The sequence below is a fragment of the Streptomyces misionensis genome, assembly GCF_900104815.1.
Lineage (GTDB): Bacteria > Actinomycetota > Actinomycetes > Streptomycetales > Streptomycetaceae > Streptomyces > Streptomyces misionensis.
The window spans coordinates 5,577,723-5,590,630 of record NZ_FNTD01000004.1 but is presented as its reverse complement, the minus strand read 5'-3'; the positions used below and the strand labels follow the sequence as shown (position 1 = coordinate 5,590,630).

General features: G+C 71.3%; 12 protein-coding genes and 5 tRNA genes. 7 read left to right on the top strand and 10 right to left on the bottom strand.

All coding sequences use genetic code 11. From position 1 onward, the window contains the following. The first annotated feature begins 185 nt into the window (after window positions 1-185). Window positions 186-902: an IclR family transcriptional regulator NdgR gene (gene ndgR, locus BLW85_RS27230; protein ID WP_067130667.1), complete on the top strand. Its 717-nt coding sequence runs from the start codon at window positions 186-188 to the stop codon at window positions 900-902. A gap of 135 nt (window positions 903-1,037) precedes the next feature. Here the strand turns inward: ndgR and BLW85_RS27225 are convergent, their stop codons facing one another. Next, window positions 1,038-1,556 carry a DUF4188 domain-containing protein gene (locus tag BLW85_RS27225; RefSeq protein WP_070022329.1) on the bottom strand — a complete coding sequence of 173 codons (519 nt, stop codon included), beginning with the start codon at window positions 1,554-1,556 and terminating at the stop codon, window positions 1,038-1,040. A gap of 81 nt (window positions 1,557-1,637) precedes the next feature. Here BLW85_RS27225 and BLW85_RS27220 point away from each other — a divergent pair, with 81 nt between their 5' ends. Next, window positions 1,638-2,282 (top strand): MerR family transcriptional regulator, encoded by a 645-nt coding sequence (locus BLW85_RS27220; RefSeq protein WP_070022330.1) that lies wholly within the window; start codon window positions 1,638-1,640, stop codon window positions 2,280-2,282. 61 nt (window positions 2,283-2,343) lie between these two features. On the opposite strand, the gene BLW85_RS27215 is transcribed toward BLW85_RS27220, so the two are convergent. The 8 genes from BLW85_RS27215 to BLW85_RS27180 all read right to left on the bottom strand — a co-directional run bounded on the left by BLW85_RS27215 (window position 2,344) and on the right by BLW85_RS27180 (window position 6,050). Further along, window positions 2,344-2,416, bottom strand: a tRNA-Glu gene (locus BLW85_RS27215). A gap of 28 nt (window positions 2,417-2,444) precedes the next feature. Further along, window positions 2,445-2,516, bottom strand: a tRNA-Gln gene (locus BLW85_RS27210). A 21-nt stretch (window positions 2,517-2,537) separates the two neighbouring features. Next, a tRNA-Glu gene (locus BLW85_RS27205) sits at window positions 2,538-2,610 on the bottom strand. A gap of 29 nt (window positions 2,611-2,639) precedes the next feature. Beyond that, window positions 2,640-2,712, bottom strand: a tRNA-Glu gene (locus BLW85_RS27200). Between the two features lie 21 nt (window positions 2,713-2,733). Beyond that, window positions 2,734-2,805: transfer RNA gene (locus BLW85_RS27195), tRNA-Gln, on the bottom strand. 90 nt (window positions 2,806-2,895) lie between these two features. Continuing rightward, on the bottom strand, window positions 2,896-3,627 hold the full coding sequence (locus BLW85_RS27190; protein WP_208624905.1) for an HAD family hydrolase: 732 nt from the start codon (window positions 3,625-3,627) through the stop codon (window positions 2,896-2,898). A gap of 154 nt (window positions 3,628-3,781) precedes the next feature. Further along, on the bottom strand, window positions 3,782-5,272 hold the full coding sequence (gene gltX, locus BLW85_RS27185) for a glutamate--tRNA ligase (RefSeq protein WP_071828575.1): 1,491 nt from the start codon (window positions 5,270-5,272) through the stop codon (window positions 3,782-3,784). After that, window positions 5,265-6,050 carry a fumarylacetoacetate hydrolase family protein gene (locus BLW85_RS27180; RefSeq protein WP_070022332.1) on the bottom strand — a complete coding sequence of 262 codons (786 nt, stop codon included), beginning with the start codon at window positions 6,048-6,050 and terminating at the stop codon, window positions 5,265-5,267. The genes gltX and BLW85_RS27180 overlap by 8 nt, the downstream gene beginning before the upstream one ends. A gap of 187 nt (window positions 6,051-6,237) precedes the next feature. Between BLW85_RS27180 and BLW85_RS27175 the strand changes: the two genes are divergently transcribed. After that, window positions 6,238-6,423 (top strand): hypothetical protein, encoded by a 186-nt coding sequence (locus tag BLW85_RS27175; RefSeq protein WP_074993464.1) that lies wholly within the window; start codon window positions 6,238-6,240, stop codon window positions 6,421-6,423. 45 nt (window positions 6,424-6,468) lie between these two features. Here the strand turns inward: BLW85_RS27175 and BLW85_RS27170 are convergent, their stop codons facing one another. Then, window positions 6,469-6,663, bottom strand: coding sequence for a hypothetical protein (locus BLW85_RS27170; RefSeq protein WP_079172434.1), 195 nt, complete (start codon window positions 6,661-6,663; stop codon window positions 6,469-6,471). 584 nt (window positions 6,664-7,247) lie between these two features. On the opposite strand from BLW85_RS27170, the gene BLW85_RS27165 reads away from it, so the two are divergent. From BLW85_RS27165 to BLW85_RS27150, 4 genes are all read left to right on the top strand, one after another. After that, window positions 7,248-11,222, top strand: a complete 3,975-nt coding sequence (locus BLW85_RS27165) for a sensor histidine kinase (RefSeq protein WP_107409193.1) — start codon at window positions 7,248-7,250, stop codon at window positions 11,220-11,222. A 9-nt stretch (window positions 11,223-11,231) separates the two neighbouring features. Beyond that, window positions 11,232-11,645 carry a roadblock/LC7 domain-containing protein gene (locus tag BLW85_RS27160; RefSeq protein WP_070022333.1) on the top strand — a complete coding sequence of 138 codons (414 nt, stop codon included), beginning with the start codon at window positions 11,232-11,234 and terminating at the stop codon, window positions 11,643-11,645. 111 nt (window positions 11,646-11,756) lie between these two features. Beyond that, window positions 11,757-12,155, top strand: a complete 399-nt coding sequence (locus tag BLW85_RS27155) for a DUF742 domain-containing protein (RefSeq protein WP_070022334.1) — start codon at window positions 11,757-11,759, stop codon at window positions 12,153-12,155. Next, window positions 12,136-12,711, top strand: a complete 576-nt coding sequence (locus tag BLW85_RS27150; protein ID WP_070022335.1) for a GTP-binding protein — start codon at window positions 12,136-12,138, stop codon at window positions 12,709-12,711. Before BLW85_RS27155 ends, BLW85_RS27150 begins: the two co-directional genes overlap by 20 nt. The last annotated feature ends 197 nt before the right edge of the window (window positions 12,712-12,908 follow it).

Sequence of the window (12,908 nt, the reverse complement as noted above, 5' to 3'; positions counted from 1 at the left end):
CTTTCCCTCCGGCCGGCATGCGTGCACCGGCCCAACTAGAGATCTTGAGGACGGCGCCCGCACCCCTGCTTCCGGGCGTCCGCCGCCGGGCCCATCGATGGACGGGCCGCCGTGTCCAACCAGAGTGGCGCGTTCCGCGGAAAATTGAACTTGCGTTTCACAGAGTGAGACGCGAGTATCGTTGCATGGACAACAGTAGCGGCGTCGGCGTTCTGGACAAGGCGGCCCTCGTCCTGAGCGCTCTGGAGTCCGGTCCGGCCACCCTCGCGGGTCTGGTCGGGGCCACCGGACTGGCACGACCCACGGCCCACCGCCTGGCCGTGGCCCTGGAACACCACCGCATGGTGGCACGCGACATGCAGGGCCGGTTCATCCTCGGCCCCCGGCTGTCGGAACTCGCGGCGGCGGCGGGCGAGGACCGCCTGCTGGCGACGGCGGGCCCGGTCCTCACCCACCTGCGCGACGTCACCGGCGAGAGCGCCCAGCTCTACCGGCGCCAGGGTGACATGCGGATCTGCGTGGCCGCTGCGGAGCGCCTGTCCGGCCTGCGGGACACCGTCCCGGTCGGCTCCACGCTCACGATGAAGGCCGGCTCCTCGGCGCAGATCCTGCTCGCCTGGGAGGAGCCCGAGCGCCTGCACCGGGGCCTCCAGGGCGCCCGCTTCACCGCGACGGCCCTGTCGGGCGTACGGCGCCGCGGCTGGGCCCAGTCCATCGGAGAGCGCGAGCCGGGCGTCGCGTCCGTCTCCGCGCCCGTGCGCGGCCCCTCCAACCGCGTGGTGGCCGCCGTCTCCGTCTCGGGCCCCATCGAGCGCCTCACCCGCCACCCGGGCCGCATGCACGCCCAGGCCGTCATCGACGCCGCCGCCCGCCTCTCCGAGGCCCTGCGCCGCTCGGGCTGACCCGCACCGCGCCGGAAAACACCGGGGAGGGCCCGCCTCAACGCCGCGGCGGCCCCTCCCGTTTTCCCCGCTCCCCCGTTTTCCCGCTCCCCCGTCTTCCCCTCTTCCCCGCTCCCCCGGTCCCCGGCCCCCGCCTCAGTCAGCCTTCTCTCGCACCGGCTCGCGGCGCGGCCGCGCCGCGCGGTAGGCGAACCGGTCCGCGGCGTACCGCCCCCGCCGCTCCAGCGGTATTTGCCCGTACGCCTCCGCCAGCCCGAACGCCGGCATGTCCGCGTAGATCGCCTCGTACGACCCCTCCGGCACCACGTACGCCTCGTGCCAGATGCCGACCTGCCCGCGCAGCCTGCCCGCCCGCTCCGCGCGGTTGACCCGGGCCCACACCTCGTGATGGAAGGCGTCGGGCGCGGCGGCGTAGGCGTACAGCTTCTCCTTGGACTCCCAGTACTGCACGACGTAGTACGTGCGCGGCGACGCCGTCAGCAGCACCTTCGCGCGCAGCCCCCGGGAGGGGTCCCGCGCCAGTTCCCGCAGCATCCGCAGCATCGCGAGCATCACCGGCACCCACAGGTGGACCGCCCGGAAACGGTTGATGCGCATGCCGATCAGCAGGACGACGACGTCGCCCTCCGCGCCGGCGGTCGTACGGGACACCATCGCTTCCCCCTCCATTGGTGAGCGGCACTATCCAAACCGCGATGCTTGGATAGTGCTCCTGTCCAAGAGGAGATGCAAGAGATGCGGCTCGCCGAACTGAGCAGACGCAGCGGGGTGTCCACCGCGACGATCAAGTACTACCTGCGCGAAGGGCTGTTGCCGCCGGGCCGCCGGCACAACGCCACCACGGCCGAGTACGACGAGGAGCACCTGCGCCGGCTGCGGCTGGTGCGGGCGATGATCCAGGTCGGCCAGGTGCCGGTGGCGAAGGTGCGCGAGGTGCTCGGGCACGTGGACGACGACTCCCTGGGCCGCACGATCCGCCTGGGCGCGGCGCTGTGGGCGCTCCCCCAGGTGCCGGAGCCGGACGCGGACGACGAGCACGTCCGGGCCGCGCACGAGGAGGTCACCGCGCTCCTGGACCGGCTGGGCTGGGAGAACGCCAAGCAGCTGACGACCATCTCCCCCGCCTACCGCTCGCTGGTGGTGGCGGTCGCCGCGTTCCGCCGGCTCGGCTACCGCTGGGGCGCCGAACAGCTCGCGCCGTACGCCGAGTTGATGCACCGGACCGCGGTGCTCGACCTGGACAACATGGAGACGCATCCGTCCGAGGCCGAGGCGATCGAGTTCGCGGTGCTGGGGGCGATCCTCAACGAGCCGGCACTCCAGGCGCTGCACCGGCTGGCCCAGGAGGAGGAGACGGCGCGGCGGTACGGCTTCGAGTGAGCCGGACCGGCGCCGGGTACGGCGAAGGCCCCCCACCGAAGTGGAGGGCCTTTCCCAGATGTACCCCCGACCGGATTCGAACCGGCGCTACCGCCTTGAGAGGGCGGCGTGCTAGGCCGCTACACAACGGGGGCGTGGACTCTGCGTTTCCGCAGGTCCGAGCTGGTCTACCTGGACTCGAACCAAGACTAACTGAACCAGAATCAGTCGTGCTGCCAATTACACCATAGACCAATGATGGTTTAGACCAGTCAGTACCCCCGACCGGATTCGAACCGGCGCTACCGCCTTGAGAGGGCGGCGTGCTAGGCCGCTACACAACGGGGGCCCTAGCGATCCCGACAAGATCAGGATCAGTACCCCCGACCGGATTCGAACCGGCGCTACTGCCTTGAGAGGGCAGCGTGCTAGGCCGCTACACAACGGGGGCTTTGCAGATAAGCTCTGCGAGCTGGCCTACCTGGACTCGAACCAAGACTAACTGAACCAGAATCAGTCGTGCTGCCAATTACACCATAGGCCACCGGAACTCAAGCCCCTGCGGGGTTCTCGTTCTAGCTTGCTCCTCGGGGTTCCGGCCTTCCGGCCCGTTCCCCTCGGCGCAGGAAGAACATTACCCGAAGGTGGACGGGGCTCCAAAACGAGTATCCGAGCGCAGCAGGGCGGGCAGTTCGGCGAGGCTGGTGATCCGGTGCACGCCCGCCTCCGCGGCGGCCCGCGCAGACACCGTTCCCCGGTCGATCCACACGGACACCAGGCCGGCCTCGGCGGCGCCCCGCCCGTCGATCTCCGGGTGGTCGCCGACGTACGCCACCCGGTGCGGGGGCAGGCCCAGCGCCTCGCAGGCGGCGAGGAAGGCGCCGGGGCGGGGCTTGGAGACGCCCAGCTCGGCGGCGCACAGTACGGCCTCGAAGCGGTCCAGCAGACCGAGGACGCGCAGTTTGCGCTCCTGGACGGTGATGCTGGAGTTGGACAGCACGGCGTGCCGGTGCGTGCCCGCGAGCGCCTCCAGCGCGGGCAGGACGTCCGGGAACAGGCCCCAGGCGGCCTCGTAGTGCCCGACGTACCGCTGGAACCAGGCGTCCGCCTCGGCGTCTTCCAGCTCCGCGCCGAGGAACGTCCGTACGCGGTCGCGCCGCTGCTCCTGCCAGCCGCACTCCCCCGCCGCGTGCCGCGCCCAGTGCAGGTCGGTGATCCGCCGCCAGTGGGCCAGCGCGTCCTCCACGGTGTCGTACCGCCCGAGCAGGCCCTCGACGGCCAGGTGCGCCCGCATCCCGTGCCGGTCGGCGGCGGTGTAGTCGAAGAGGGTGTCGTCCACGTCCCAGACCACGGCTTCGATGCTCACGCCTTCGACCGTAACGCGGGCGGCGGGGCGCGTGCGGGGAACGGGCGCGCGGCACCGGCCGGTGAGCGACCTCACATCGCGGGTGCCCGGATGCGCCGAGGGGCGGCACCCGGGGTTCCGGGTGCCGCCCCTGTCGTGCGGCGGACGGGCGCGGTTACGCGGCCAGCCTGGTCAACGCCGCGTCGATGCGCTCCAGGGTCTTCTCCTTGCCCAGGACCTCGAGCGACTCGAAGAGCGGCAGGCCGACGGTGCGGCCGGTGACGGCGACGCGGACCGGGGCCTGGGCCTTGCCGAGCTTGAGGCCGTGGGCCTCGCCGGCGGCCAGGACGGCCTCCTTGAGGGACTCGGCCGAGGTCCAGTCCGCGGACTGGAGCTTCTCGCGGGCCGTGCGCAGCAGGGCGTCGGAGCCCTCCTTCATCGCCTTGGTCCAGGACGCCTCGTCGAAGACCGGCTCCGGCAGGAACAGGAAGTCGACGTTCTCGGTGATCTCCGACAGCACCTTCAGCCGGGTCTGCGCGTGCGGGGCGATGGCCTGCCACTTCGCCTCGTCGAAGGCCTCCGGGGCCCAGGGGGCGAAGGGCGCTTTCAGCCAGGTGCGGCAGCGCTCGGTGAACTCCTTCACATCCAGCATGCGGATGTGGTCGGCGTTGATCGCCTCGCACTTCTTCAGGTCGAAGCGCGCCGGGTTGGGGTTCACGTCGGAGATCTCGAAGGCCTCGACCATCTCCTCGATGGTGAAGATGTCCTTGTCGGCCGAGAGCGACCAGCCCAGCAGGGAAAGGTAGTTGAGCAGGCCCTCGGGCAGGAAGCCGCGCTCGCGGTAGAGGTTCAGCGAGGACTGCGGGTCGCGCTTGGAGAGCTTCTTGTTGCCCTCGCCCATCACGTACGGCAGGTGGCCGAAGGCCGGGACCCGCTTGGCGATGCCCAGCTCCATCAGCGCCTTGTACAGCGCGATCTGGCGCGGGGTGGAGGAGAGCAGATCCTCGCCGCGGAGCACGTGCGTGATCTCCATCAGCGCGTCGTCCACGGGGTTGACCAGCGTGTAGAGCGGGGCGCCGTTGGCGCGGACGATGCCGTAGTCCGGCACGTTCTCCGCGGTGAAGGTCAGCTCGCCGCGCACCAGGTCGTCGAAGGTGATCGTCTCGTCGGGCATCCGGAAGCGGACGATCGGGGAGCGGCCCTCGGCCTGGTACCGCTCCACCTGCTCGGCGGACAGGTCGCGGCAGTGGCCGTCGTAGCCGGAGGGCTTGCCGGCGGCGCGGGCGGCCTCGCGGCGGGAGTCCAGCTCCTCCTGGGAGCAGTAGCAGTGGTAGGCGTAGCCGCCGTCGAGGAGCTTGCGCGCGACGTCGGCGTAGATGTCCATGCGCTGCGACTGGCGGTACGGCGCGTGCGGGCCGCCGACCTCGGGGCCCTCGTCCCAGTCGAAGCCGAGCCAGCGCATCGCCTCGAGCAGCTGGTTGTAGGACTCCTCGGAGTCGCGGGCCGCGTCGGTGTCCTCGATGCGGAACACCAGGGTGCCCTGGTGGTGCCGCGCGAACGCCCAGTTGAACAGGGCGGTGCGGACCAGGCCCACGTGGGGGTTGCCGGTGGGCGAGGGGCAGAAACGGACGCGGATGGGGGACGGGGAGGCGGGTGCGCTAGCCACGCTTGACAACCTTGTTGGTGAGAGTGCCGATGCCTTCGATGGTGACGGCGACGTCGTCGCCGACGGTGAGGGGGCCGACCCCTGCCGGGGTGCCGGTGAGGATGACGTCGCCGGGCAGCAGCGTCATGGCCTCCGTGATGTTGACGATCAGGTCCTCGATGGGGTGGATCATCTCGCTGGTGCGGCCCAGCTGGCGCTGCTCGCCGTTGACGGTGAGCTGCACGGTGAGGTCGTTGGCACGGGCGAGGTCCAGGTCGGTCTCCACCCAGGGGCCGAGCGGGCAGGAGCTGTCGAAGCCCTTGGCCCGGGCCCACTGCTTCTCGCGGCGCTGGACGTCACGGGCGGTGACGTCGTTGGCGCAGGTGTAGCCGAAGATCACGTCCTTGACGCGCTCGCGGGGCACCTCCCGGCACATGCGGCCGATGACGACGGCCAGCTCGGCCTCGTGGTGCAGCTCCTGCGAGAACGACGGGTACTGGATCTCGTCACCCGGACCGATGACCGAGGTGGACGGCTTGAAGAAGGCGAACGGGGCCTCGGGCACCTCGTTGCCCAGCTCCCGCGCGTGTTCCGCGTAGTTGCGGCCGAACGCCACGACCTTGTTGGGGAGGACCGGGGGGAGCAGCCTGACCTTGCTCAGCGGCACCTTCGTCCCGGACAGCTCGTGGTCGGCGAAGGGGATGCCCTTGATGATGTCGAGGACGAGTTCGTCCTGCTTGTCGCCCTCGACCGCGCCGAAGGCTACGTTCCCGTCGATGGAGAACCTGGCGATGCGCACGGGTGCTTGCGCCCCTCACTGAGAACCGGCGTACTGACGCCCAAGGTTAACCGGTCGGGCGGCCCGGCGTTCGGCCGGGAGCGCATGGCGAGCTGTTTTTCCGGCGCCGTAAAGCGCTTAACGGGAATTCCCGTTTCCGGTGTTTTCGGGGGCCCGGCGGCCGCCTCGCGGGACGACCCCTGGGCGTGTGACCTGCGGCGACGGCATCCCGTGCGACCCGGCGGGCGAGGGCGGGAAGGGTGCGGCGCCCCGTGCCGGCGCCGCGGATAAACCCGGCGGCGCGAATGCGCCGGAAAAGATGTACGGCGGCCCGTCCGCCGATCCGTCCACCGAAAAGACGAGCGCGGCCCGGAAGATCATCATCGGCGGTTGATGATCTTCCGGGCCGCGCCGGGTGCCTCCGTGGGGTGTCCGCCGGTCACTCGCCGGCCGGGGCCGCCGCGGGCTCGGGGACGTCGACCAGGATGGTGCGACGGGGGTTGGCCGTCTGGGTCGGGAGTTCGACGGACTGCTCCGGCAGCGCGGGCGTCTGCAGTTCGCCGGCGTCCTTGAGGTGCGCCAGGGTCGTGCGTCGCGGGTTGGCTATCTTGTGGAACATCATCGTCGTCTTCACGGTTGTACGAGTCCTAGTCCTGTGTCGGCGGATACCAGAGCGGCGTGACAGATACGTCCCTCATGTAAAGCGTCAGGCTAAACATCCGATTCCCCGACGAACTCGCTAACCGGCCTCGATCTTCGTGTGATTTTGCTCACCAACTCGCGGGCAAACCGGTCAATTCCGGCCGACAACCCGCCCTAACGAAACGGACATTGGGGCCTGGAAGCCACCATTCCGCTGCCGATCATGGCGACTCAGACACGTGCCACCGGACGACGACTCGCACGGATACGCCCGTTATGGGAGAGATCGACTTCCACGACTGGTGACCGGACACTCACCCCTTGTCACAGTTGTCACAGCTCGCCACTCGGCCCTTGTTGGAGATCCGGCACTGTGCTGGAATTCCACGGACCGCCGCGGGATCGAGCCGGCGCGCAGGGGGCGCAACGCAGCGCCGAGTGGCGGCGAGACAAGGGGGAACCAGCGCCGGTCACTCAAGACCACCGGGGGGCGTTTTTCAGGGCGCCCGCCACGACGCCGACACCGTGTTCCTCCGTTCACGCGGAGGGGCGCCTGGTCCAGAGGTTGCGACGCTAGTGCAGGGACGTTTCAAGAGGGATGGCAGCGCTTCGGCGGAGCCGGAGGCGCACGACGGGACTGGCCCCGGCAAGGGCAGCGCCTCTCCCCAGCACGCCCAGAACCCGGGCCCGGCCCCGTCCGCGGACGGCGGTGAGCGCACCCGCCCCGGCGCGTCGGCCCCCTCCGCCGCCCAGGGCGCCGCGAAGTCCGCGGGCCCCGCGCCGGCCGCGAAGTCCGCGTCGGCCCCCTCCGGCACCGGCTCGCGCATGGCCCTGCGCAACTGGCGCATCTCCACCCGTCTGGTCTCGCTGCTCGCCCTCCCCGTGGTCGCGGCGACCTCGCTGGGCGCGCTGCGCATCAACGAGAACCTGAACGACATCCAGCAGCTCGACAACATGAAGCTGCTGACGGACATGACCAAGCAGGCCACCGAGCTGGCCGCCGCGCTCCAGGAGGAGCGCGACCAGTCCGCCGGTCCCCTGTCGCACGGGCTGAGCGCCGGCGACTACACGGTCAAGGGCTACCAGCAGAAGACCGACCGGGCCCGCGCCAACTTCCTCGACGCGTCCGAGCAGATCGACGAGGCCAGCAAGAACGGCCAGTTGCAGGGCGTGCGCGACGCCCTGGTGGGCCTCGCCAACCAGCTGGACGACCTGGCGAAGATCCGCCGGTCCGCCTATCAGTCCAAGGCCAACTCGTCCCAGACGATCGAGTCCTACCACCGGCTCATCACCCAGCTGATCGACCTGTCCCAGGACATGGCCGAGGCGTCCAGCAACCCGGAGATGATCTCGCGCACCCGCGCCCTGGCGGCCTTCTCCACCGCCAAGGAGTACGCGTCCGTGCAGCGCGCCACCATCGCCGCGGCGCTGCCCTCGACCACCTCCAGCAAGGCCGACCTCTCGGAGAACGACCGCCTCTACGGCGAGTCCGCGTACGAGAGCGAGAACTCCGAACTCGCCATCTTCCGCAAGATCTACGCGAGTCAGAACGCCGAGGAACTCCTCAAGCCGATCGACGAGGGCAACCCGACGATCGAGTCCGCGGACACCTACGCCAAGCGCGCCTTCGAGCAGCGCGGCGGTCTCGCCGACCTGCCCCCGCGGTCGTACCGCGACTGGGTGGACGACAGCTCGACCAAGATCGAGCAGATGAAGAAGATCGAGCACACGCTGCTCGAGGACATGGAGCAGAAGGCGCGCGAGCTCAAGAGCGCCACCCAGCGCGACGCCATCATCTCCGGTGCGCTGATCCTGCTGGTGCTCGGTGTCTCGCTGGTCGGCGCGTTCGTCGTGGCCCGCTCCATGATCCGCTCGCTGCGCCGGCTCCAGGAGACCGCCACCAAGGTCGCCCAGGAACGCCTGCCCGAGCTGGTCAAGCACCTGTCCGAGTCCGACCCGCAGGACGTGGACACCTCCGTGGAGTCGGTCGGTGTGCACTCCCGGGACGAGATCGGCCAGGTGGCCGCGGCCTTCGACGACGTGCACCGCGAGGCGGTCCGCCTCGCCGCCGAGCAGGCCCTGCTGCGGGGCAACGTCAACGCGATGTTCACCAACCTCTCGCGCCGCTCCCAGGGTCTGATCCAGCGTCAGCTCTCGCTCATCTCCGAACTGGAGTCCCGCGAGGCCGACCCGGACCAGCTGTCCTCGCTGTTCAAGCTGGACCACCTCGCCACCCGTATGCGCCGTAACGGCGAGAACCTCCTCGTCCTCGCGGGCGAGGAGCCCGGCCGCCGCTGGACCCGTCCGGTCCCGCTGGTCGACGTGCTCCGCGCCGCCGCGTCCGAGGTGGAGCAGTACGAGCGCATCGAACTGGCCTCCGTGCCGACGACCGAGGTCGCCGGCCGGGTCGTCAACGACCTCGTGCACCTGCTCGCCGAGCTGCTGGAGAACGCCACCTCGTTCTCCTCCCCGCAGACCAAGGTCAAGGTCACCGGTCACGCGCTGCCCGACGGCCGGGTGCTGATCGAGATCCACGACACCGGCATCGGTCTGTCCCCCGAGGACCTGGCCGCGATCAACGAGCGGCTGGCCTCGCCGCCCACCGTGGACGTCTCCGTCTCCCGCCGCATGGGCCTGTTCGTGGTCGGCCGGCTGTCCCAGCGGCACGGCATCCGCATCCAGCTGCGCCCGTCCGACTCCGGTGGCACGACCGCGCTGGTCATGCTGCCGGTGGACGTCGCCCAGGGCGGCAAGAAGCCGGCTCCGGGCAAGCCCGGCGGGCCCGGCGCGAGCGGCGGTCCGGCCGCCGCGCAGGCGGCCGCGGGTGCGGCCGCGGCCCGGCGCGGTGGCGCGGGCGGCGGTGGCCAGGGCGGTGGGCTGCTCGGTTCCGGCCCCGGCTCGCGCGGCCAGGTCGGCGCCGGCCAGGGTCCCCGGGCCGCGCTGCCCGGCACCGGCCAGGGCGGCGGCCGTCCGAACGGCCCCGGTGGCCCGCGCGGTCCGCAGCGCGGCGGCCCCGGCTCCCCCGCGGGATTCGGCGCGCAGGCGCCGGGCGGTCCGCAGGGGCTCCAGGCCGCCGACCCGGCCGGCCCGCAGCAGGACCTCTTCTCCGGCCGCGGCCCGCAGCGCGGCTCCGGCAACTCCGCCGAGCAGGGCCGCCAGCCGCAGCTGCCGGCCCGCGGCGGCCCGCGCGCCGAGCTGCCCGGCGGCGACGCCCGGCGCACCCAGGACTGGAACGACGGCCGGGCCTCGCTGGACACCCCGCGCGGCCACGACGAGCAGGACCCCTCGGGCACCGCGCCCATGCCGCGGATCGACGACCGGCAGGGTCCGGGCTCGACCGCGGAGATGCCCCGGATCGACGCCCAGGGCCCCGGCGCCACGGGCGAGTTCACCCGCCCGGAGCTGCCCGGAACCCCCGGCTCCCAGGGCACCGGCCAGTTCGAACTCCCGCAGCACACCGGGCAGTTCCCGCGTCCCGACGCGGGAACGCAGCAGTACGGCCGTCCGGAGGCGGCGCAGGACACCGGTCAGTACCAGCGCCCGGACGTTCCGCACGAGACCGGGCAGTACCAGCGCCCCGACCTCGGGCACGACACCGGCCAGTACCAGCGCCCCGACGTCCCGCACGAGACCGGGCAGTACCAGCGCCCCGACGCCGGGCACGACACGGGCCGGTACCAGCGCCCCGAGGAGACGGGCCAGTACCGGCGTCCCGACGCCGGTCAGCACACCGGCCAGTTCCCGCAGGCCGAACTCCCGCGACAGACGGGGCAGTTCCCGCGTCCGGACGCCGCACAGGCGCCGGGCGGGTTCGACGGTGCGAACGGCGGGCAGGGCGACGGATCGTTCGTGCGCTCCGACATCTTCGGCACGCCCGCGCGGCAGGAACCGGCCCAGGACACCGGCCGGTTCGCGGCCCCGCAGCAGTACGACGGCGGCTTCGGCGGCAACGGCACCGGTCAGCACGCGCTGCCCGGCCGCCAGGACCCCGCGCACACCGGCCAGTTCGAGCGCCCGCAGCAGCCTGCCCGCGACGACTTCGGCGCCCCGCGCCCGCCGGCCCCGCAGCCGGCCCCGGTCCGCCAGGAGCCGGAGGCACTGCCGCCGGCCAGCGGTCCCGGGGACGGTCGTACCCCGCTGTTCGACACGCTGGAGACCAACTGGTTCCACGGCGGTGGCGGCCAGCAGCAGCAGAACCCGGCCGCTCAGCAGCAGCCGCAGAACCCGCAGAACCCGCAGCGCCCCGCCGACGCCACCGGCTCCTGGCGCACCTCTCCGAACGACGAACTCGTGCGGCAGGCCGAGCGGGTGCGCCAGCCCGCCTCGGGCGGTGTCACCACCTCCGGCCTGCCGCGCCGGGTGCCCAAGGCCAACCTGGTCCCGGGCACGGCTCAGCAGCAACAGCACCAGGCTGGTCCGCAGGTGTCGCGTGCGCCCGACGACGTACGCGGCCGGCTGACCAATCTCCGTCGGGGCATCGCCCAGGGCCGTCAGGCCGGCAGCGGCCAGACCGGCAGCTACCCGAGGCCCACTCACCAGCAGGAGCGTTAGTTGAGTCCGATGAGCCAGGCGGCACAGAACCTGAACTGGTTGATCACCAACTTCGTGGACAACACCCCCGGGGTGTCCCACACGGTGGTGGTCTCCGCCGACGGCCTGCTGCTGGCGATGTCCGAGGGCTTCCCACGGGACCGCGCGGACCAGCTGGCGGCCGTCGCCTCCGGGCTGACCTCGCTGACCGCCGGGGCGTCCCGGATCTTCGAGGGCGGCACCGTCTCCCAGACGGTCGTGGAGATGGAGCGGGGGTTCCTCTTCCTGATGTCCGTCTCGGACGGCTCGTCCCTCGCGGTACTGGCTCACCCGGAGTGCGACATCGGCCTCGTCGGCTACGAGATGGCACTGCTCGTCGACCGCGCGGGAGCGGTACTCACCCCCGACCTGCGCGCCGAACTACAGGGCAGTCTGCTCCACTGACCGGCCCCGGCACCACCCACCTCACCAAAACACCGTCCGGCCGCCACAAACCCCCCACCGGCCCCGTCAGACGGCTTGACTGACCGACTTGCTGTCCCGCCCGGAGGATCCATGACCCCGCCCACCGCCCATCACGATCCGTACGCGGAACCGTACGGCGACGAGGGCGACCAGCCGCTGGTGCGGCCGTACGCCATGACCGGCGGCCGGACCCGGCCGCGGTACCAGCTCGCCATCGAGGCGCTGATCAGCACGACGGCCGACCCGGCGGCGCTCATGGGCCTGCTCCCCGAGCACCAGCGCATCTGCCACCTGTGCCGTGAGGTCAAGTCGGTGGCGGAGGTCTCCGCGCTGCTGAACATGCCGCTCGGCGTGGCCCGGATCCTGGTCGCCGACCTCGCCGAGGCCGGCCTGGTCGCCGTGCACCAGCCGGGCGGCGACGAGAACAACGGCGGCGCACCGGACGTGACGCTGCTCGAAAGGGTGCTCAGTGGACTTCGCAAGCTCTGACGCGGGCCGGGCCACCACCTCGGCGAAGATCGTGGTGGCGGGCGGCTTCGGCGTGGGCAAGACCACGTTCGTCGGCGCCGTCTCGGAGATCAACCCGCTGCGCACGGAGGCCGTCATGACGTCCGCTTCGGCGGGCATCGACGACCTGACCCACACCGGGGACAAGACCACCACCACGGTGGCCATGGACTTCGGCCGCATCACCCTGGACCAGGACCTCATCCTGTACCTCTTCGGCACCCCGGGTCAGGACCGCTTCTGGTTCATGTGGGACGACCTGGTCCGCGGCGCCATCGGCGCGGTGGTCCTCGTCGACACCCGCCGGCTCGCCGACTGCTTCCCGGCCGTCGACTACTTCGAGAACAGCGGCCTGCCCTTCGTCATCGCGCTGAACGGTTTCGACGGTCATCAGCCGTACTCCCCGGACGAGGTGCGCGAGGCTCTCCAGATCGGCCCCGACACCCCGATCATCACCACCGACGCCCGCCACCGGGCCGACGCCAAGAGCGCGTTGATCACGCTGGTGGAGCACGCGCTGATGGCGCGGCTGAGGTAACACTCAAGTACAACGCCCCGTACGGCAGTTGTCGTAGGAGTGAAGGAGCCGACTGTGGCCTTTGACACGGTCGGCTCCGGTGTTCATAACAGTTCGGCAGAGGAATCGCCCGAGTTCACCACGCGACGCGGTCGGGCGATGCCGCTGCGCGCACAATTGCCCCGCCTTTTGGCGGGGCTCGCTCTTTATGACCGTTT

Excerpts from the sequence above, each read along its gene's own strand:
- ndgR (WP_067130667.1), top strand. The coding sequence starts at position 186 with ATGGACAACAGTAGCGGCGTCGGCGTTCTGGACAAGGCGGCCCTCGTC.
- BLW85_RS27225 (WP_070022329.1), bottom strand. The coding sequence starts at position 1,556 with ATGGTGTCCCGTACGACCGCCGGCGCGGAGGGCGACGTCGTCGTCCTG.
- BLW85_RS27220 (WP_070022330.1), top strand. The coding sequence starts at position 1,638 with ATGCGGCTCGCCGAACTGAGCAGACGCAGCGGGGTGTCCACCGCGACG.
- BLW85_RS27160 (WP_070022333.1), top strand. The coding sequence starts at position 11,232 with ATGAGCCAGGCGGCACAGAACCTGAACTGGTTGATCACCAACTTCGTG.
- BLW85_RS27155 (WP_070022334.1), top strand. The coding sequence starts at position 11,757 with ATGACCCCGCCCACCGCCCATCACGATCCGTACGCGGAACCGTACGGC.